13 protein-coding genes are annotated in these 18,478 nt (G+C 60.2%); 5 read left to right on the top strand and 8 right to left on the bottom strand.

Going from position 1 to position 18,478, the window contains the following annotated elements; translation table 11 throughout:
- Positions 1-9 precede the first annotated feature (9 nt).
- On the bottom strand, positions 10-1,335 hold the full coding sequence (locus BM017_RS11590; RefSeq protein ID WP_170856073.1) for a C4-dicarboxylate transporter DctA: 1,326 nt from the start codon (positions 1,333-1,335) through the stop codon (positions 10-12).
- A gap of 217 nt (positions 1,336-1,552) precedes the next feature.
- Here BM017_RS11590 and BM017_RS11585 point away from each other — a divergent pair, with 217 nt between their 5' ends.
- The gene (locus tag BM017_RS11585) at positions 1,553-2,182 is read left to right on the top strand and encodes a DNA-3-methyladenine glycosylase I (protein WP_092244178.1); all 630 of its coding nucleotides are present in this window, start codon (positions 1,553-1,555) and stop codon (positions 2,180-2,182) included.
- A gap of 136 nt (positions 2,183-2,318) precedes the next feature.
- On the opposite strand, the gene BM017_RS11580 is transcribed toward BM017_RS11585, so the two are convergent.
- Both BM017_RS11580 and BM017_RS11575 read right to left on the bottom strand, forming a co-directional pair.
- Positions 2,319-2,720, bottom strand: coding sequence for a cupin domain-containing protein (locus tag BM017_RS11580; protein WP_092244175.1), 402 nt, complete (start codon positions 2,718-2,720; stop codon positions 2,319-2,321).
- An 84-nt stretch (positions 2,721-2,804) separates the two neighbouring features.
- The gene (locus BM017_RS11575; RefSeq protein WP_092244172.1) at positions 2,805-4,238 is read right to left on the bottom strand and encodes a MocR-like pyridoxine biosynthesis transcription factor PdxR; all 1,434 of its coding nucleotides are present in this window, start codon (positions 4,236-4,238) and stop codon (positions 2,805-2,807) included.
- A 144-nt stretch (positions 4,239-4,382) separates the two neighbouring features.
- On the opposite strand from BM017_RS11575, the gene BM017_RS11570 reads away from it, so the two are divergent.
- From BM017_RS11570 to BM017_RS11560, 3 genes are all read left to right on the top strand, one after another.
- Positions 4,383-4,823 (top strand): carboxymuconolactone decarboxylase family protein, encoded by a 441-nt coding sequence (locus tag BM017_RS11570; RefSeq protein WP_092244169.1) that lies wholly within the window; start codon positions 4,383-4,385, stop codon positions 4,821-4,823.
- Between the two features lie 111 nt (positions 4,824-4,934).
- Positions 4,935-8,273, top strand: a complete 3,339-nt coding sequence (locus BM017_RS11565; protein WP_092244166.1) for a calcium-binding protein — start codon at positions 4,935-4,937, stop codon at positions 8,271-8,273.
- A 717-nt stretch (positions 8,274-8,990) separates the two neighbouring features.
- A complete protein-coding gene (locus BM017_RS11560; protein WP_139216853.1) occupies positions 8,991-10,202 on the top strand; it encodes a hypothetical protein in 1,212 nt (403 codons plus the stop codon).
- A gap of 51 nt (positions 10,203-10,253) precedes the next feature.
- On the opposite strand, the gene BM017_RS11555 is transcribed toward BM017_RS11560, so the two are convergent.
- The 4 genes from BM017_RS11555 to BM017_RS11540 form a co-directional block, all read right to left on the bottom strand.
- Positions 10,254-11,021 carry an SDR family oxidoreductase gene (locus BM017_RS11555; RefSeq protein WP_092244160.1) on the bottom strand — a complete coding sequence of 256 codons (768 nt, stop codon included), beginning with the start codon at positions 11,019-11,021 and terminating at the stop codon, positions 10,254-10,256.
- A gap of 9 nt (positions 11,022-11,030) precedes the next feature.
- Positions 11,031-12,098: a phosphotransferase family protein gene (locus BM017_RS11550; RefSeq protein WP_092244157.1), complete on the bottom strand. Its 1,068-nt coding sequence runs from the start codon at positions 12,096-12,098 to the stop codon at positions 11,031-11,033.
- A gap of 129 nt (positions 12,099-12,227) precedes the next feature.
- Positions 12,228-13,181, bottom strand: a complete 954-nt coding sequence (locus BM017_RS11545) for a 2-hydroxyacid dehydrogenase (protein WP_092244153.1) — start codon at positions 13,179-13,181, stop codon at positions 12,228-12,230.
- A gap of 144 nt (positions 13,182-13,325) precedes the next feature.
- Positions 13,326-13,919 (bottom strand): TetR/AcrR family transcriptional regulator, encoded by a 594-nt coding sequence (locus tag BM017_RS11540; protein WP_092244150.1) that lies wholly within the window; start codon positions 13,917-13,919, stop codon positions 13,326-13,328.
- A 284-nt stretch (positions 13,920-14,203) separates the two neighbouring features.
- On the opposite strand from BM017_RS11540, the gene BM017_RS11535 reads away from it, so the two are divergent.
- The gene (locus BM017_RS11535) at positions 14,204-15,481 is read left to right on the top strand and encodes a serine/threonine transporter (protein ID WP_092244147.1); all 1,278 of its coding nucleotides are present in this window, start codon (positions 14,204-14,206) and stop codon (positions 15,479-15,481) included.
- 177 nt (positions 15,482-15,658) lie between these two features.
- On the opposite strand, the gene acnB is transcribed toward BM017_RS11535, so the two are convergent.
- The gene (acnB, locus tag BM017_RS11530) at positions 15,659-18,268 is read right to left on the bottom strand and encodes a bifunctional aconitate hydratase 2/2-methylisocitrate dehydratase (protein ID WP_092244144.1); all 2,610 of its coding nucleotides are present in this window, start codon (positions 18,266-18,268) and stop codon (positions 15,659-15,661) included.
- Between the last annotated feature and the right edge of the window lie 210 nt (positions 18,269-18,478).

Below are 18,478 nucleotides of genomic sequence, written 5' to 3'. Positions count from 1 at the left end.
TCCGACATTTCAGAACTCTTGATGCGCCGGTAATACCGGCTTCTTGGCCTGGAAGGCATAGCCTTGCTGACCGTCCAGCACCTTGTTGGCGCGCTGGATATCGATGTCTTTTTCCCAGCGAGCAATGGCCACGGTCGCCACGCAGTTGCCGATCAGGTTAGTCAATGCACGGCCGATGCCCATGAACCAATCCACCGCCAGCACCAGCACCAGGCCCACCACCGGAATCGCCGGGATCGCGGTGAGGGTCGCCGCCAGGATCACCAGCGCCGACCCCGGAATGCCGTGGGCGCCCTTGGAGGTGATCAACGACACCAGCAGGATCGTCAGCAGGTCGGTCATCGACAGGGGTGTACCAGTGGCGTTGGCGATAAACACAATGGCCAGGGTCAGGTAGATCGAGAACCCATCGAGGTTGAACGAATACCCCGTTGGAATCACCAGGCCCACGGTGGAACTGCCAATGCCCAGGTGCTCCAGCTTGCGCATGATCTGTGGCAGCACGGCGTCAGAGGAAGCGGTGCCCATCACGATCAGCAGTTCTTCACGCAGGTACTTGAGCAGCGGCAACATGCGCAGGCCCGACAGGCGCATCACCACGCCGAGGATCAGTGCGACAAAGGCAAGGCACGTCAGGTAGAACAGGCCCACCAGGCTGCCCAGGTGTTGCAGGGAGTCCAGGCCATAGGTGCTGGTGGTGAAGGCGATCGCGCCGAACACACCGATCGGCGCCAGGCGCACGATCATGCCCATGATGCGGAAAATGATGTGGCTCAGTTCGTTGATCAGTCGCGAGATGCCCGACGCCGCTTCGCCCACCAGGTTCAGCGCGCTGCCGAACAGCACCGAGAACAGCAGCACTTGCAGCACGTTGTTGTCGGCAAAGGCACCGATGACCGAGTTGGGAATCAGGTCCATCAGGAACTGACTGGTGCCGCGGATGTGCTGGCCCTTGTCGGCCAGTTCATTCAAACCAGCGGAGGACAATTGTTCCAGATGGATATTGGCGCCTTGGCCGATGCCGGTGCTGAAGGCCATGACCAGGCCGATCACCAGCGCGACGGTGGTGAGGATCTCGAAGTAGATCACTGACTTGAGGCCGATGCGTCCGACTTTCTTCAAGTCGCCGGCGCCGGAAATGCCGCTGACCACCACGCAGAACACGATCAGGCCGATCAGCATTTTGATCAGCTTGATAAAGCCGTCACCCAGGGGTTTGAGTTGCGAGGAGAATTCGGGAAGGGCCAGGCCGCAGGCGATGCCGAGCATCAGGCCAATCACGACTTGCAGGAAAATCGAACGCGAGCACCATCTGAGCATGGGAGGGATCTCTATTCGGTGCCCTGGTGGTTCCAGGGCTTAATTGTTGTGGTCTTACCGGTAAGTCCAGTGCGGGGCCAGTCTACGCCCAGTATTTTTGAAATCACAAGCAATTATTTGGCGGTTGACAGGTCCCGGTCTGACCAGTTGGTCGGTAACGGCGATGCTTGAGCGGTTGGCAGGGCGGAATTTTTTTCGCTTATCATCCGCTGCTCGGCACATGAGGTGATGGATGGACACACCAGGACTGACCACTGACGACACCGGGCAGACCCACTGCACCTGGCGCACGGCGGCGCCGGAATACCCGCGTTACCACGACGACGAATGGGGCGTGCCGGTGGCGGATGACATTCAGCTGTACGAGAAGATCTGCCTGGAGGGCTTTCAGGCGGGCATGGCCTGGATCACCATCCTGCGCAAGCGCGAGCAGTTCCGGGTGGCCTTCGAAGGCTTTGATTTTCGGCGGGTGGCGCAGTACGGCGAAGCAGATATCGCGCGGTTGATGCAGGACCCGGGCATTGTGCGCAATCGGGCCAAGATCGTGTCCACGATCAACAATGCGCGCCGGGCGTTTGAGCTGGTGGATGAGACCGGTTCGCTGGCGCGCTGGTTGTGGGCGTTCGAACCCGATGAGGATGAACGGCCGGCGGTGGTGGACATGGCTTACTGGACGGGCAATCCCACGTCGCCGGCCTCGGTGCGATTGTCCAAGGCCTTGAAGAAGCGCGGTTGGACGTTCGTGGGGCCGACCACGATGTATGCGTTGATGCAGGCGATGGGCATGGTCAATGATCACCTGGAAGGCTGTGCTTGTCGCGAGCGGATCGAAGGCCTGCGCCGCCAGTTCAAACGCCCCTGAGTCACTGACCGATACAAATCAAAATGTGGGAGGGGGCTTGCCCCCGATGGCGGCGTATCAGTAGCAGATTCATTGGCTGACACTCTGCTATCGGGGGCAAGCCCCCTCCCACCTTCCTGATTTGTGGCGTGGTGGGTTACTTGGGCAGAGGGGTAAGCACTTCGGCCTTGTCATCCAGCACCATCACCACCAGCAACCTGGCCGGCTCGGTCTGGCTGGCATTGCTCGATTCAAAGTGGCGGGAACCCGCTGGCTCGTAGAACGACTCGCCGACCTTGTAGGTTTTCGTGGGCTCGTCATTCACCCGTGAAGTGATCGCGCCTTCCAGCACATAGGCGACGGCGGTGCCGGTGTGGCTGTGGGGCACGGTGGCCTGCCCGGGGGCGTAATCGACGGTGAGCATGAGGGTTTTCTTGCCCGGGACATTGGCCAGCGCATGCTCCTGCAGGACCTTGATCGACTCCTGGTTGTACACCGGTTCGTGAGCAAAGGCGCTGAGCGAGGCGAGCATCAGGGAGGCGGCGAGCAGTCGTTTCATGATGAGGTTTCCGAGTAGTTCGAGACCTCTTCACCCTACGCCGCGGGGCCTGAGTGACCAATGACCAATCCGGCGGAAAATCCGCTAGCCAATCTGCTGGAGAATATCGCGGACCGTATCCAGCGCCGGGTCGATGTCCAGGGCCTCGATGGCACCGAAGCCGATGATCAGGCCTGGACGTACCGGCGCATCGTGGAAGAACACATCCAGGGGATACAAGCCCACTTCTGCCTGGCGCGCGAGCTCCATCAGCAGCGGCATGTCCACCGGCACCTTGCACAGCGCCGCCATGTGGAACCCGGCCACGGTCGGCACCGCTTCGAACCACGGCGACAGATCCCCCGCCAGGCGCTGCAGGATCCGCTCGCGGCGCCCGGCGTAGATCGTGTGGCAGCGGCGGATGTGCTTGAGCAGGTAGCCCTCGCTGATGAACTTGGCCAACGCCCACTGGGGCAGGGTGGAGCTGTGCTGGTCGGTCAATTGCTTGGCCTTGAGCACCGCGCCGTAGATCGCCGGCGGCAGCACTGCGTAGCCCAGGCGCAACTCGGGCAGCAGGGTTTTCGAGAAGGTGCCCACATAGGTCACCACACCACGGGTGTCCAGGCTTTGCAGCGAGTCGGTGGGCCGCCCCTCATAGCGGAATTCGCTGTCGTAATCGTCCTCGATAATGATCGCGCCCAGCTCGAACGCCCGCGCCAGCAAGGCTTCACGACGCGCCAGGCTCATGGGCATGCCCAGGGGGAACTGGTGGGAGGGCGTCACATAGATCAGCCGTGTGCCGTCGGGAATCAGGTCGACCCGGATGCCCTGTTCATCCACCGGCACGCTGGCGACCTGGGCGCCCACCGCCATGAACATCTGGCGGGCGGGGCTGTAGCCGGGGTCTTCCATCGCCACAACGCTGCCCGGTTCCAGCACCACGCGGGCAATCAGGTCCAGCGCCTGTTGCGCGCCGTTGGTGACAACGATGTCGCTGTCGCGGCAGTTGACGCCACGGGAGAACGCGATGTGCCCGGCGATTGCGCTGCGCAGCGCCGGCAAGCCTTCGGGTTGGCTGTAGAAGCCACTGTTCTGGGCAATGCGCCGCAGCGCGTCCTGGGTGCAGCGGCGCCATTCATCCAGGGGGAACTGGTGGCGGCTGGTTGCACCGCCGATAAATTCGTAGCGCAAGGTGCTGTCGCGGGTGGGATGACGCATGGGCGAGGGCAGTGCCTGCCATTTCGCCAGGTTGGCGGCGCAGGCCAGGTCGGTGGCGGTTTGCACGCGATTCGTCTGTGGCGCCCACGCATTGACGAAGGTGCCACGGCCAATCTTGCCCACCAGCAGGCCTTCATAGGTCAACGTGGCGTAGGTGTCGGACACGGTCTTGCGCGACACGCCCAATTGTTCGGCAAGCAAACGGCTTGGCGGCAGTTGCGCGCCGGCGGCCAGGCGCCCGGAGCGGATGGCATCGCGCAGTTGCTGGTACAACTGTTCGGCGAGGTCCTTGCGACCGTTGATCACCACGTGCAGTTCCATGAGTTTTCCCAAAACTACGATCTGCGCCAAGGTTATGCGCTCACGCGGCCCGCTCAAAATGGTTTCTCGATAAACCGCGCGATTGGCTATAGGGCTCATGCCGTAAGGGTTTTAGGCTGGGATGCCACTTCGGAGAAACTGCCCATGGAACCTCGCCTGGATTACTACACCGCCTCACCGCTGGCTATCAAGGGCATGCTGATGTTGGAGGCAACCTTGTTCAGCCTGTCCATTGAACAAGAACTGTTGGAACTCGTCCGGATTCGCGTCTCCCAGCTCAATCACTGCGCGTTTTGCGCGGACATGCATGGTCAGGCTGCGTTGAGCCGGGGGGAAACCCCGCGCCGGCTGCTGGCGTTATGTGTGTGGCGCGAATCACCGTTTTTCACTCCTCGCGAAAAGGCCGCACTGGCCTGGATCGACTCGATCACGACCCTGGCGACATCCGATGTGCCCGACGCGGTCTATCACAAGCTGCGCGAAGCGTTCACCGAGCAGGAAGCGGTGGACCTGACGATGGCCGTATCCACCATCAGCGGCTGGAACCGCCTGGCGGTTGGGTTTCGCCAGCTGCCGCGCAATTGACGGTGATTCCCCAGGCTTTACGTATGCACCTCAGTCAGGTCGCAGCAAAACCTCAGTATCGATGCACGGCGGGCAGTGATTGCCGGCGCTGATAATACTGGAGTGCTGGGTATGGAAGTCCCTCGACACGAGAGCGGGGTACGTCAGCAGGCGCTGATGGCACTGGATGAGGCTCACGGGCCGTTGCGCATAGGCGAGAGAGTCGTTCACCGTCACGTGCTGGACGAGATGGGGGCGCAGATAGGGGGAGTTCCTCTACCTGCGCAACGCTTGAACATCATGCAGGCGGACCAGGGATTTATCGATCAGCTCACGTTTTCTCCCCATCACCTTACCAGGCATCTGACGGCTGTCGACGGTGAAGCGGCGGGCGTGGTCACCAACGTGTTGTTTGAGTTGGCATCGTTGCGCTCGGAGTGGGCACCGCCCTTGCTGGATCGAAACGACGCGTCAGATGTCACGCTCAACAAGCTCGACCGGCTGTTGCGCTCGGTACAGAAAGTCAACCTTAACGACGTGAGTGCCGTGGACAGCCTGCCAGGTTGGGCCGACAAAGTTAGAAGTGGCAGCTATCAGTCTTTGGGTACGGGTCTTCAGCTTTACGGTTTCTACAGCGCAATACGCGGGATCGGCGAAGCGATCCGCACAGGAGACACCGGCGACTTGTTGTTTGAGGGGGGCGCCTTCTCTGCCGAGGTTATTTCCTTGGGGCTGGAGTTGGCACTGGAGCGTGCGGGCACGAAGATGATGAGTGCTGCCCATTTGGCCTACGGTGGCTTTCGTGCCTCCAATGCCGGGTTGCGCTTGCAGCGCGGGGCAGGGTTGATCGCGTCGATATTGACCTTGCCCTTCGATATTGGCCAAGCGGTCATTGCCTTTAAGAAGGCGCTGCAAACCGAAGGCAAGGTGGCGCAGGACCACTACGTCGAGGCGGGTTTCAGTCTTGCCGGTGCCACGTTGAGTATTGTCCTTGGGGTCGCCACGTTGGCCGGGTTCAGTGCGGCTGGCCCTTTGGGGCTGGTCGCTTCGGCGTTGTTGATCATCGGTGCGCGGGTCTACGCCGCGGCCCGCGTGGTGGATGACATCGATGATTACATCGAGCTGAGTACCCACGAACGGCTGCGTACCGGCTGGTTCTCGTTTATCGGCGTCGAGCTGGATGAGAGCGTGCTGGATCGCTACAAGATCAGTCGAACCCACAGTACCTACGCACAAAGCCTCAGGGCACAGGCCCGTTCGTTGCTGGACGGCGAGTTGAAGGACAGTGTGCAGGCCGTCGTCAATGGTCGATTTGAAGTCCATTTGCAAACGACTCGACATTGGAAATATCAGTGGGATGAGGCTGCCGGAGAAAGCGCTTACAAGGAGGCCCGCGAACCGGTCATTCGTGAGGTTGATGACTATTTCGATGCGCGCAAGCAGGGCGCCCTTGAGTCGTTGCCTGAGGCCGACTGGGGCGTCAAAGGTCCCGAAAAAGGCGTGTTATGGCTGCTGGGTGGCGGTAATGACACCGTGCTGGGCGTGCCGGCCAGCCCGAACCACTTCCGCTGTTCAGAAGGCAGGAAGTACCTGGTGGGCGGAAGCGAGGACGATGAGTTTATATTCGATGTATCACCGCACACTTTTTCAGTCGAGGGTGAGCAGACAGGCGCCTCAACGTTGATTGGTGCGGGTGGAGTCAACACGCTGAGTTTCGTCGGAGACCTGCAGGGGCGAGCCGAACTGGGGTTTAACGTGAACCTGGGGGCAGGCACTGTGCATTTGATTACTGATAACTCGCGTAACGGCATTAACACCATGGGGTTGTTGGGGGTTGAAAACCTATCGACCCTGGCTGGCGCCTCCAGTGTGGCGACGGGTAGCAATGACGCCAATCGATTTGTCCTGAGCGGTTACCAGGACGAGGTCGACGCCCAGGCTGGTGATGACCAGGTGCTGATTCAGCGGGGTAACGCCAACGTCAAGGGGGGAGCGGGCGCGGATTACTTTGAGATTGCTGAGACTGCGAACACGGTGGTGATTGAGGAGGATGGCCAACAGAACAGTCTGATTCTTTTGAAGTGGGCCTTTAGTCGCATTCAGCGTTGGTGGATCGCGGGGAATGATCTGAAGATGGCCTGTGTCTTCGGCCGTGACGGTGAATTACCGGGGCCTTCGGTCACCCTTAAGGACGTCTATGCGCTGCGCGAAAACAAGCGTTACGTGGTCAACAGGCTGTTCAGCTTTTTGACTGTGGACGGTTATCGATTGATGCCCTTGCTGGCTGATGAGCTGGACACACAAGGCGATGCTCAGGTGAGCATGGAGGTCATCGTGCCGCCGGCTCCTTTCACGGCTCCCACTATTCTAGGGCCGGGGCAGTCCATTAGCGTGGGCGCAGGTAATTGTGATTATTTCGTCAGTCGCGGTTACGGTACAACGGTCATTGATGCATCAGCCTGTAAAGAAGGCACTCGATGCTGTCTTTATATCGATTACGACAGCTCGGAAATTGCCAATGTTTACACGGCCTATGAAGTTACTACTCGACGCGTCAGTAATTTTGATTATCTGGATTACAGTGGCGCGCAGATAAAATTCATCATGGGCAATGGTCGAGCGGTGTGCCTGATGAAGTACGCTGCGCAACAAGTGGGTGTGTGGACCAGTCTCGGTGGCGCATTGCAAGGGAGCTCTCTCAAAGTAAGCGCAGAATACTGTGTGGTGATGCGCGATGGCGTTTCTTATCGTTTGCTGGCGCCCCTGCAATCTTATGTAAACGATCACGCACGCCCAGGGTACAAATTCATGGATGGCATGCCCTCACGGGTACTGAGGCGCGGCCACTACCCGTTTTTCAGACCGCGTCAGGCCAAGAACATCCATCTGACCGCTCAATCACAACGAATCGAGTTGAATGAGCCGCCCCATCAGTCCGCCTGTAACCTGAGCGGCGCCGGGGGGATATATGACGTGCATTTGACTTCTTGGGCAATCATTGCGCTCTCAACGCCTGGTGCTGCCGATAAAGTCTCTGATGCATCGACCTGGAATCTGATGTGCGCCGGGTTGGTGGAGGACATTGACCTGGATAACATCATTGTGAGCTCGGGGCATATCAGCATCGGCAGTGCCTTGGTGCGGGTTCCCATGAACAACAATCCGGATATCCCCGTGGAGAACATAAGGATCTACGCAAAAAGTGGAGCTTGTTTTGATGTCAGGTTGGATATCAATAAAGTATTTTTGTTTAGCGTGGCTGCCACGCCGACCCATTCTGTGCAGGGAGTATTGAAAATGTTAAGGCAGTGTCGGCAACGCAGTTCGGTATTTACGCCCACTGTCTTGGTCAAAGGAATAAGTATGGCGGATGGGGCGCCGGGCGATATTTATTATGATGTTATTGCTGACTGTTGGCGGGTGGGCGCGGACAACACTCGGGAAGTTATATCTGATCAGTTGAGTATTTAGAATCAAGGCCATAGCGGGCTTCGGTATTAATGGTCATTTGTTTAAGTGTGCCTCATGTAAAACATAGTCTAAGGATATTCTATGAAGCAATTCACTTCACCTTCCGCGACTTGGGTTCCAGGGCGTGGTGTCGGTCGGCCAAGCGGTGGGGCGCCACACGCTCGTACCTCATTTTCTTCAATCGATTTTGCCTCGGGTCCCAGGCCGCCAGAGGCTGTCCTGGTCGAGGTAGAAGACTCCCACGGGCACCAGAGCGCAAGCTACAGCAGCGTCACGAACCTGCAGACTGCGCCCCCTGCGCCCCACGGCGCGTTGATCGCTCCCGAGGGCGACCCGTTACCTGCTCCGGACCCTGCCACCGGATTGCGGGAGTACGAGTCGCGTACGTTCATTAACTTGGATGATGGGAGCACTGTTCCGGTCGTGCGGGACCCGAGCACAGGGGAGTGGCATGAACGGCCACCGGGCTCGCGCCTGGCCCGTGGTCCTGCGCTTCATTGGACGGCCCACACCGGCACGTGGCGCAGCAGCTCACCTGGCGGGTCGTCTTCTGGCTCATCACCGAGCATCAGTCATAGCTCATCCAGCGCCTCAATAAGTCACAGCGCCTCGACACCATCCCTTACCCATGCGATGAATAATGTGAGCTTGGCGAGTGCTACGCGTATCGATCCGGATTGGCACTTCAACCGCTATACGCTTCAAGTGAGCAGTGCTGTGAACCGTGCTGTTACGTTCCCTGGGAAAAGGCCAGTGATGATGGGGGATGAGCGATATTTCATTGACGTAAATTTTGGAAACTCATCAGGCGCGGTTCCCTCTGCGCCGCCCACCCTGTTTTCAGTCAATGCCAGAGGCCATCTCACCACCGCAGGTCGTGTTGAATCCAACGGTTTGTATCGCTTGAACGATGGAAGGCATTTCCTTCCCGTTGGAACCGATTTTTGCCGTGTGGAGTTCGATAGCCGCCAACTACGCTGGAAGATCCTGGACAGCCGTGGTCTGGGTGCGCCCGATATCCTTATAGAGATGGGGGGCGCGTCTGACACGTGGGTCCCGATGATGTCCGTTGATAACGTCGTGGGCTTGTTTCAGTTGGGGCGGAATGACATGGGGTATATCGGGCTGGCTGGTCCGGTTGACCTGGTCAATAACAGCCTTGATCGGCGTGTCTATACCTACATGCAGAGCTATTTGCGGCAAATAGTAAGCACTGATTCGACCATTCGCCTAGCACCGGTTGGGCACAAGGGGGCCCTTGTTGATGACTACATTTGGCGCAATGGTTACCCCTATGACTGTCTCACTTCGATCTATTCAGCAAAGGCAGCGGGCCTGCCGTTGCCGCCGGGAATGCCGGTGTTTGATGCGTTTCAAGGGCTGGCAACGGTTGGGTGTTCGGAAAACGCCAGCTTCAACATGACACGCGTCAGTCGAGAGATGCGGCTTTGCTATCCGGACAGAACGCGCTCGCCGGCAGAGGATCAGTTGCTGAATGCCTGGAAACAAAAGCGCGACGCCAAGGACAATAAGGCAAAAGGCGATCTGAACGAGCGAATGTATGAGGCCCGACTGACGGAGGACGGCTACACGTTGCTGGCAGGAGGAACATACGGCGGCGGGCAGAACGGTCTGGATCGGGTGTTCGAAGGTCCGGCCGGGCATATCTACATCTTGGAGGCCAAACATGTCAGTTCAGCCAGAGCGGGTGAGCTCGGTGACGTCAGTTTAGGATGGACTTCCCACGCACGGCAGATGACAGACCGGTGGGTTAGCAATGTATTGGCGTTGTCGGACGCCTCAACGCCAGCTGCAAGGGCTGTCTCAGAGGCTTTGACTCGCGGGCAATTATTCAAATTGCTAGGGGTGACGACCCAGGAGGGCAAGCTCATCCTGTTCAAGATCGATATGAGCTTGATCGATGTCTAAGTCCGCGTCACGTGGCGGTGAGAGCGAGCATGCTCGCCCTCACGCGGGCACTCAGGACAGGAAACCACCATCCACATTCAGTGATACGCCCGTGGTGTAGCTGGACGCGTCACTGGCCAGGAACAACACTGCACCGGCCATCTCGCTCGGCTCGGCCACACGCTTGAGCGGGATCTGGGCCAGGGCCATTTTCAGGATCGAGTCGTTCTTGACCAGGGCCGAGGCGAACTTGGTGTCGGTCAGGCCCGGCAGCAGGGCGTTGCAGCGAATGCCGAACGCCGCACATTCCTTGGCGAACACCTTGGTCATGTTGATCACGGCGGCCTTGGTCACCGAGTAGATGCCCTGGAACACACCCGGCGAGATCCCGTTGATCGAGGCGACGTTGATGATGCTGCCGCCGCCGTTCTCGCGCATCAGCTTGCCGGCTTCCACGGACATGAAGAAGTAGCCACGGATGTTCACGTCCACGGTCTTCTGGAACGCACCGAGGTCGGTGTCCAGCACGTTGCAGAACTGCGGGTTGGTCGCGGCGTTGTTGACCAGGATATCCAGGCGGCCGAACTGCTCGCGGATACCGGCGAACACCTGGGTGATCTGCTCCATTTCACCGATATGGCAGGCCACGGCCGTGGCCTTTCCGCCGCCGGCGATGATCGCATCGGCGACGTGCTGGCAGCCTTCCAGCTTGCGGCTGGAGACGATCACGTGGGCGCCTTGCTGGGCCAGCAACTTGGCGATGGCCTCGCCGATGCCACGGCTGGCGCCGGAAACGAATGCGATCTTGCCATCGAGGTCGAACAGGTGGGTCTTGGACATAGCGGTTCCTTAAAGGGACGATTTGCTGATGACGTTCAGGCTCATCTGCTCGAGCAGCTTGTTCATGTGAATGAACTGCGCAAAGCGTTTGTCCTGGGTCTGGCCATGGAAGAAACGGTAGTAGATCTGCTGCACGATGCCGGCCAGGCGGAACAGGCCGTAGGTGTAGTAGAAGTCGAAATTGTCGATCTGGATGCCCGAGCGTTCGGCGTAATAGTCGACGAACTCACGGCGAGTGAGCATGCCGGGGGCGTTGCTCGGCTGGCGGCGCATCAACTGCACCGGCGCCGGGTCCGCCGCTTCGATCCAGTAGGCGAGGGTGTTGCCCAGGTCCATCAGCGGGTCGCCGAGGGTGGTCAGTTCCCAGTCCAGCACGCCGATGATCTGCATCGGGTTGTGCGGGTCGAGGATCACGTTATCGAAGCGGTAGTCGTTGTGCACGATGCTGGACGTGGGGTGATCGGCCGGCATCTTGTCGTCGAGCCAGGCGCGTACGGCTTCCCAGCTTGGTGCGTCGGGGGTCAGGGCCTTTTCGTAGCGGTCGCTCCAGCCGCGGATCTGGCGCGCCACGTAGCCGTCGGGCTTGCCCAGGTCGGCCAGGCCGCAGGCGTGGTAGTCCACCTGGTGCAGTTCCACGAACTTGTCGATGAAGCTTTTGCACAACGCCTCGGTCCTGGTCGCATCCAGGCCCAGTTCGGGCGGCAGGTCGGAGCGCAGGATGATGCCGTTGACGCGCTCCATCACATAGAACTCGGCACCGATCACCGACTCGTCAGTGCAATGCACATAGGCCTTGGGGCAATAGGGGAAACCGTCCTTGAGCTGGTTGAGAATGCGGTATTCGCGGCCCATGTCATGGGCGGACTTGGCCTTGTGGCCAAAGGGTGGGCGACGCAGCACGAATTCCTGGCCGGGGTATTCCAACAGGTAGGTCAGGTTCGACGCGCCACCGGGAAACTGGCTGATCCTGGGCGTGCCGTCCAGGCCCGGGATATGGGCCTTGAGGTAGGGATCGATCAGGCTGGCATCAAGCTCTTCGCCTGGGCGAATCTGGGTCGATTGGTCGTTCAGCGCCATGCTTATCCCTTCTGCTTATTCTAAAGGCCTCGGACTATTTCCTAATCTAATGCGCACAACCGCCCAGCGACAAGGTCGGGGCGGCTTAATAGGTTAGCGTGTTGGAGGATGATCAGCGTGCCTGATCGGTCATTTCGTAGGCGGGGGCAGGGCAACCGGAGTGAGCACCGGGCGGCCGGCAAAGTACTCCACCAGGTTGTCGGCCACGCGCTGCACGGTGTCATGGGCCGCTTCCGGCGACAGCCCGGCCACGTGGGAGGTGAGCACGGTATTGCCGAGTTTCTTGAGCGCGTCGGGCACCTTGGGCTCATCGTCGAACACATCCAGCGCGGCGCCACCGATGCGACGCTGCTCCAGGGCGGCGACCAGGTCGGCGGTGACCACCACGCTGCCACGACCGATATTGACCAGGTAGCCATTCGGCCCCAGGGCATCCAGGGCGTGGCGGTCGATCAGGTGGCGGGTGCTGGCACCGCCCGGCGTGGCCAGGATCAGGAAGTCCGAGGTCCGCGCCAGTTCAACGGCGGTGGCGCAGTAGGTGTAGTCCACATCGTCACGGGGCTGGCGGTTGTGATAGCTCACTTGCATGCCGAACCCCAGGGCGGCGCGCTTGGCGATCTCCATACCTACGGCGCCCAACCCGAGAATGCCCAATTGCTTGCCGCCCAGGGACGGGCGCATCACTTTGGGCCATTCGTTGCGACGCACCGCAGCGTCGGTCTGCGGGATGCCGCGCACCAGCGCCAGCAGCAACGCCATGGCGTGATCGGCCACCGACGGCGCATTCACCCCGGCGCCGTTGGTGACCACGATCCCGCGATTGCTGGCGGCCTGCAGGTCGACGTGTTCGTAGCCGGCGCCGATCACGCAGATGATTTCCAGCAGGGGCAGGGCGGCGATTTCCTCGGCGTACAAGCCCAGCGGACCACGGGTCAGCACCGCCTTGATCTGGCTGCCGTGGGCCTTGATGGCTTCGGCGCGTTCGGCGGGTGTCGGCGCGAGGATCACATGAAAGTCATTGCCCTCGATGATGGGCAGGTATTCGTTGATGGTTTCAACCAGGACCAGAACAGTGGCGGTCATCGGAAGGCTCTTCCTGAAGGGTTTGAGGGGAGGAGTATGCGGTATTTGTGCGGTCAGAAGCGGGTCTCGACTGCGCTTGCCCACCGCCGGAAGCGGTCGTGGTGGTACGGGTGAGGGACGAACCGGAAAAAGTTCATGGCCTGGTCATGCCGGGACGTGGGAAGGGCTGTCAACGGGCAGGAGGGCATTTCTTGCAGCCTTCAGGAACTCGTCCGACAGGCTATTGCCCCGTGTCGCACGTGCCAGGGTCACTGCGCCCACCATCATTGCGTACTGGGCCAGCATGGCTTGACGGTCACCGTCCTCGAGTTGGGCGAAGATCTCCAGGGACTTTTCAACGCCTTCTATAAACGTGCGCTGCAAAGCGGTATCGGCCGGTTCATGGCACATGTCCGGGGCGAAAGCCGAGACCGGGCAGCCGTCGCCGGGGTTGTCGCGGTGGGTGGCGGTCAGGTAGGGCCCCAGCACCGCCTGGCGCGCGGCCTGTTGATCGTCGCTGTGCTCGATTTTGGCCTGCCAGCCCAGGTTGGCGTGCTCGAATGCCTGTTGGCAGGCTTCGGTGGCCAGGGCTTCCTTGGAGGCGAAGTGCCCGTAGAATCCGCCGTGGGTCAGGCCGGCAGCAGCCATCACGTCTGACAGGCTGATACCGTGCAGTCCGCGCTCACGAAACAGGTGCGTGGCGGCCTCGACGATGATTTCGCGGTTGAGATCGGCTTGTTTGCGGGAGACGCGAGGCATGGCGGGGCTCTCTGGATAAGCGGCGGGCGTTGTGTGAAAACTACAGTAACAGCCGTGATTCTAAAATAGATTGGTACGGGAATGTATATTCTGCCTTCAGCCACAGGCCCCGAAAACCGCCGTCTACAGCCGCCCCTGCGGGCTTGCACCGCACCACCGTTCCTCAGCTAAGTCTTTGCTTCTTCAGAAGAATCCCGGACAATCCGGCCCCTTCTATGGTCGGGGCGCTGCCTGTCAGGTTTTTCTGACTCGTCCCGGCCGTGTAAATGCGGAGATCCGACCGGATGAATGATCAGGCCAATAGCGTCGACGAACGCTATGCAACGACACCTGCAACCCTCACAAGCTGGAGCCGCCAGGACACCACCTGGATGCTTGGCCTGTTCGGTACCGCCATTGGCGCCGGTACGCTGTTCTTGCCGATCAACGCGGGCCTGGGCGGCTTCTGGCCCCTGGTGATCCTGGCGCTGCTGGCGTTCCCGATGACCTTCTTCGCCCACCGTGGCCTGACCCGCTTCGTGCTGTCCGGCCGTGAAGGTTCCGACATCACCGACGTGGTGGAAGAACACTTCGGCATCAAGGCCGGCGCGCTGATCACCTTGCTGTACTTCTTCGCCATCTTCCCGATCCTGCTGATTTACAGCGTGGCGTTGACCAACACGGTCGGCAGCTTTATGGAACACCAATTGCACATTGCGCCACCGCCCCGGGCGATCCTGTCGTTCGTGCTGATCCTCGGCCTGCTGGCCGTGGTGCGTTGCGGCGAGCAAGTGATCGTCAAGGCCATGAGCCTGATGGTGTATCCGTTCATCGTCGCGTTGCTGTTCCTGGCGGTGTACCTGATTCCGCACTGGAACGGCGGCATCCTCAGCACCGCCAGCGTCATCCCCGCACCGTCCGCACTGCTCAACACGTTGTGGCTGGCGATCCCGGTGATGGTGTTCTCGTTCAACCATTCGCCGATCATCTCGGCCTTTGCGGTGGACCAGAAGCGCCAGTACGGCGCCCACGCCGATGAGCGCAGCTCGCAGATCCTGTCCCGCGCGCACCTGTTGATGGTGGTGATGGTGCTGTTCTTCGTATTCAGCTGCGTGCTGACCCTGTCGCCGGCGCAACTGGCCGAAGCGAAGGCGCAGAACCTGTCGATCCTGTCGTACCTGGCCAACCACTTCAATAACCCGACCATCGAGTTCGCAGCGCCGTTGATTGCGTTCGTGGCGATTGCCAAGTCGTTCCTGGGCCATTACATCGGCGCCAGTGAAGGTCTCAAGGGCCTGGTGCTGAAGACGGGTCGTCGTCCGCAGGCCAAGCGTCTGGACCGCATGACGGCGGCGTTCATGCTGGTGGTGTGCTGGATCGTGGCGACGTTGAACCCGAGCATCCTCGGCATGATCGAGGCGCTGGGCGGTCCGATCATTGCTTCGATTCTGTTCCTGATGCCGATGTATGCCATTCGCAAGGTGCCGGTCATGGCCAAGTACCGGGGGCAGGCGTCCAATGTGTTCGTCACGGCGGTTGGCCTGGTGGCGATTACTGCGGTGGTCTATTCGTTCTTCGCTTAAACCTGACGCGGTAAAAATGTGGGAGGGGGCTTGCCCCCGATCGCGGTGTCTCAGTGCCGGATTTATTGGCTGACCCACTGCTATCGGGGGCAAGCCCCCTCCCACATTTGTACTGCATTCCAGGCATAAAAAACGCCGCGTACCTCACGATACGCGGCGTTTTTTCACATCAACACCTTAGGCTTGAATCACCGGGATGTTGGCGCTTGCTGCGATCTTGCGGAACTCGGCGATCTGGTCGAAGTTCAGGTAGCGGTAGACGTCACTGGCCATGGTGTCCAGTTTCGCTGCGTAGCCCATGTACTCTTCGACGGTCGGCAGGCGACCCAGGGTAGAAGCTACCGCTGCCAGCTCGGCCGAAGCCAGGTAGACGTTGGCGCCGTCACCCAGACGGTTCGGGAAGTTACGGGTCGACGTCGACACCACGGTCGAATTCGGCTCAACACGTGCCTGGTTACCCATGCACAGCGAGCAGCCCGGCATTTCCATGCGCGCGCCAGCCTTGCCGTAGATGCCGTAGTAGCCTTCTTCGGTCAGTTGGTGAGCGTCCATCTTGGTCGGCGGCGACAGCCACAGACGGGTTGGCAGCTGACCCTTGACCTGCTCCAGCAGCTTGCCGGCCGCACGGAAGTGACCGATGTTGGTCATGCACGAACCGATGAACACTTCGTCGATCTTCTCGCCGGCAACGCTCGACAGCAGGCGGGCATCGTCCGGGTCGTTCGGTGCGCAGAGGATCGGCTCGTTGATGTCGGCCAGGTCGATCTCGATGATTTCGGCGTATTCCGCGTCGGCATCGGCTTCCATCAGCTCAGGGTTCTTGACCCAGGCTTCCATCGCTTGGGCGCGACGTTCCAGGGTGCGTGCATCGCCATAGCCTTCACCGATCATCCAGCGCAGCAGGGTGATGTTGGAGTTCAGGTATTCGGTGATCGACTCTTTCGACAGCTTGATGGTGCAACCGGCAGCCGAACGTTCAGCCGAGGCGTCGGACAGCTCGAAAGCCTGTTCCAGCGTCAGGTCGTTCAGGCCTTCGATTTCCAGGATGCGGCCGGAGAAGGCGTTCTTCTTGCCTTTCTTCTCTACAGTCAGCAGACCCGACTGGATCGCGTAGTAAGGAATGGCATGAACCAGGTCACGTAGGGTGATGCCAGGCTTCATCTTGCCTTTGAAGCGCACCAGGATCGATTCCGGCATGTCCAGTGGCATCACGCCAGTGGCTGCGGCGAACGCAACCAGACCGGAACCGGCCGGGAACGAAATGCCCATCGGGAAACGGGTGTGGGAGTCACCACCGGTACCCACGGTGTCCGGCAGCAGCATGCGGTTCAGCCAGCTGTGGATGATGCCGTCGCCTGGACGCAGCGATACACCGCCACGGGTCATGATGAAGTCAGGCAGGGTGTGGTGGGTGGTCACGTCGATCGGCTTTGGATAGGCCGCGGTGTGGCAGAACGACTGCATTACCAGGTCGGTCGAGAAGCCCAGGCACGCCAGGTCTTTCAGTTCGTCACGGGTCATCGGACCGGTGGTGTCCTGGGAACCCACGGTGGTCATCTTCGGTTCGCAGTAGGTGCCAGGACGAACGCCTTTGCCTTCTGGCAGGCCGCACGCCTTGCCGACCATTTTCTGCGCCAGGGTGAAGCCTTTGCCGGTGTCGACAGGCGCTTCAGGCAGCTTGAACAGGTCGGTTGGGCCCAGGCCCAGCTCGGCACGGGCCTTGTCGGTCAGGCCGCGACCGATGATCAGCGGGATACGGCCACCGGCGCGGACTTCGTCCAACAGCACCGGAGTCTTCATTTCGAAGGTGGTGATGACTTCGTCGGTGCCGTGTTTGCAGACCTTGCCAGCATGCGGGTACAGGTCGATCACGTCGCCCATGTTGATGTTGGAAACGTCGAATTCGATGGGCAGTGCGCCGGCATCTTCCATGGTGTTGTAGAAGATCGGGGCGATCTTGCTGCCGAAGCAGAAGCCGCCAGCGCGCTTGTTCGGCACGTACGGAACGTCGTCGCCGAAGAACCACAGTACGGAGTTGGTCGCGGATTTACGCGAGGAACCGGTACCGACCACGTCACCGACGTAGGCGATCGGGAAGCCCTGGCCGCGCATTTCTTCGATCTGCTTCATCGGGCCGGTCTTGCCTTGCTCGTCCGGCACAATGCCTTCACGGGCCATTTTCAGCATGGCCAGGGCGTGCAGTGGGATGTCGGGACGGGACCAGGCATCCGGCGCAGGGGACAGGTCGTCGGTATTGGTTTCGCCGGTCACCTTGAATACGCGCAGGCTGATCTTGTCGGCCAGGGTAGGGCGGTTGCGGAACCACTCGCCGTCAGCCCAGGACTGGATCACGGCTTTGGCGTGTTCGTTGCCGTTCTTGGCTTTTTCGGCCACGTCGTGGAACGCATCGAACATCAGCAGGGTGTGCTTGAGTTGGGCGGCGGCGACGGGAGCCAGTGTGGCGTCGTCCAGCAGCTCGACCAGGGTCACGATGTTGTAGCCGCCTTGCATGGTGCCAAGCAGTTCAACGGCGCGTTTCTTGTCGATCAGGGGGGAAGTGGCTTCGCCCTTGGCCAGGGCAGACAGGAAACCGGCCTTGACGTAGGCAGCTTCGTCAACGCCTGGTGGAATGCGGTTGGTGATCAGGTCAACGAGGAATTCTTCTTCGCCAGCCGGAGGATTTTTCAGCAGCTCGACCAGGCCTGCGGTTTGTTCGGCGTTAAGCGGCTGGGGAACAATACCCAGGGCTGCGCGCTCTTCGATATGTTTGCGGTAGGCTTCAAGCACAGTTATTACCCTCATCAGTGGTCCCACGGGACGCTCATCCAGAAATGAACGGCACGCATGCGCTCGGGGGCTTTTTGGGCCGCAAAGCCAGCGCTGCCGGCATTCCTCACAGAAGCTGCTTTCAAAGTTTTACGCCTGCAGAACGGAGCTGATGAGGGTTGGCGAGGGCTTTGACCTACCGAGTCAGGGCCCGCGCCAACACCGTTCTGA

Origin of the sequence: Pseudomonas sp. NFPP04, from assembly GCF_900113815.1 — a bacterium.
GTDB lineage: Bacteria > Pseudomonadota > Gammaproteobacteria > Pseudomonadales > Pseudomonadaceae > Aquipseudomonas > Aquipseudomonas extremorientalis.
This window is presented reverse-complemented; position numbering and strand designations above follow the sequence as displayed.

What these genes read in the sequence shown, in the direction of transcription:
- BM017_RS11535 (WP_092244147.1), top strand. Translation starts at nt 14,204, where the DNA reads ATGAATGATCAGGCCAATAGCGTCGACGAACGCTATGCAACGACACCT.
- BM017_RS11570 (WP_092244169.1), top strand. Translation starts at nt 4,383, where the DNA reads ATGGAACCTCGCCTGGATTACTACACCGCCTCACCGCTGGCTATCAAG.
- BM017_RS11545 (WP_092244153.1), bottom strand. Translation starts at nt 13,181, where the DNA reads ATGACCGCCACTGTTCTGGTCCTGGTTGAAACCATCAACGAATACCTG.
- BM017_RS11580 (WP_092244175.1), bottom strand. Translation starts at nt 2,720, where the DNA reads ATGAAACGACTGCTCGCCGCCTCCCTGATGCTCGCCTCGCTCAGCGCC.
- BM017_RS11565 (WP_092244166.1), top strand. Translation starts at nt 4,935, where the DNA reads ATGGAAGTCCCTCGACACGAGAGCGGGGTACGTCAGCAGGCGCTGATG.
- BM017_RS11550 (WP_092244157.1), bottom strand. Translation starts at nt 12,098, where the DNA reads ATGGCGCTGAACGACCAATCGACCCAGATTCGCCCAGGCGAAGAGCTT.
- BM017_RS11575 (WP_092244172.1), bottom strand. Translation starts at nt 4,238, where the DNA reads ATGGAACTGCACGTGGTGATCAACGGTCGCAAGGACCTCGCCGAACAG.
- BM017_RS11585 (WP_092244178.1), top strand. Translation starts at nt 1,553, where the DNA reads ATGGACACACCAGGACTGACCACTGACGACACCGGGCAGACCCACTGC.
- BM017_RS11540 (WP_092244150.1), bottom strand. Translation starts at nt 13,919, where the DNA reads ATGCCTCGCGTCTCCCGCAAACAAGCCGATCTCAACCGCGAAATCATC.
- BM017_RS11555 (WP_092244160.1), bottom strand. Translation starts at nt 11,021, where the DNA reads ATGTCCAAGACCCACCTGTTCGACCTCGATGGCAAGATCGCATTCGTT.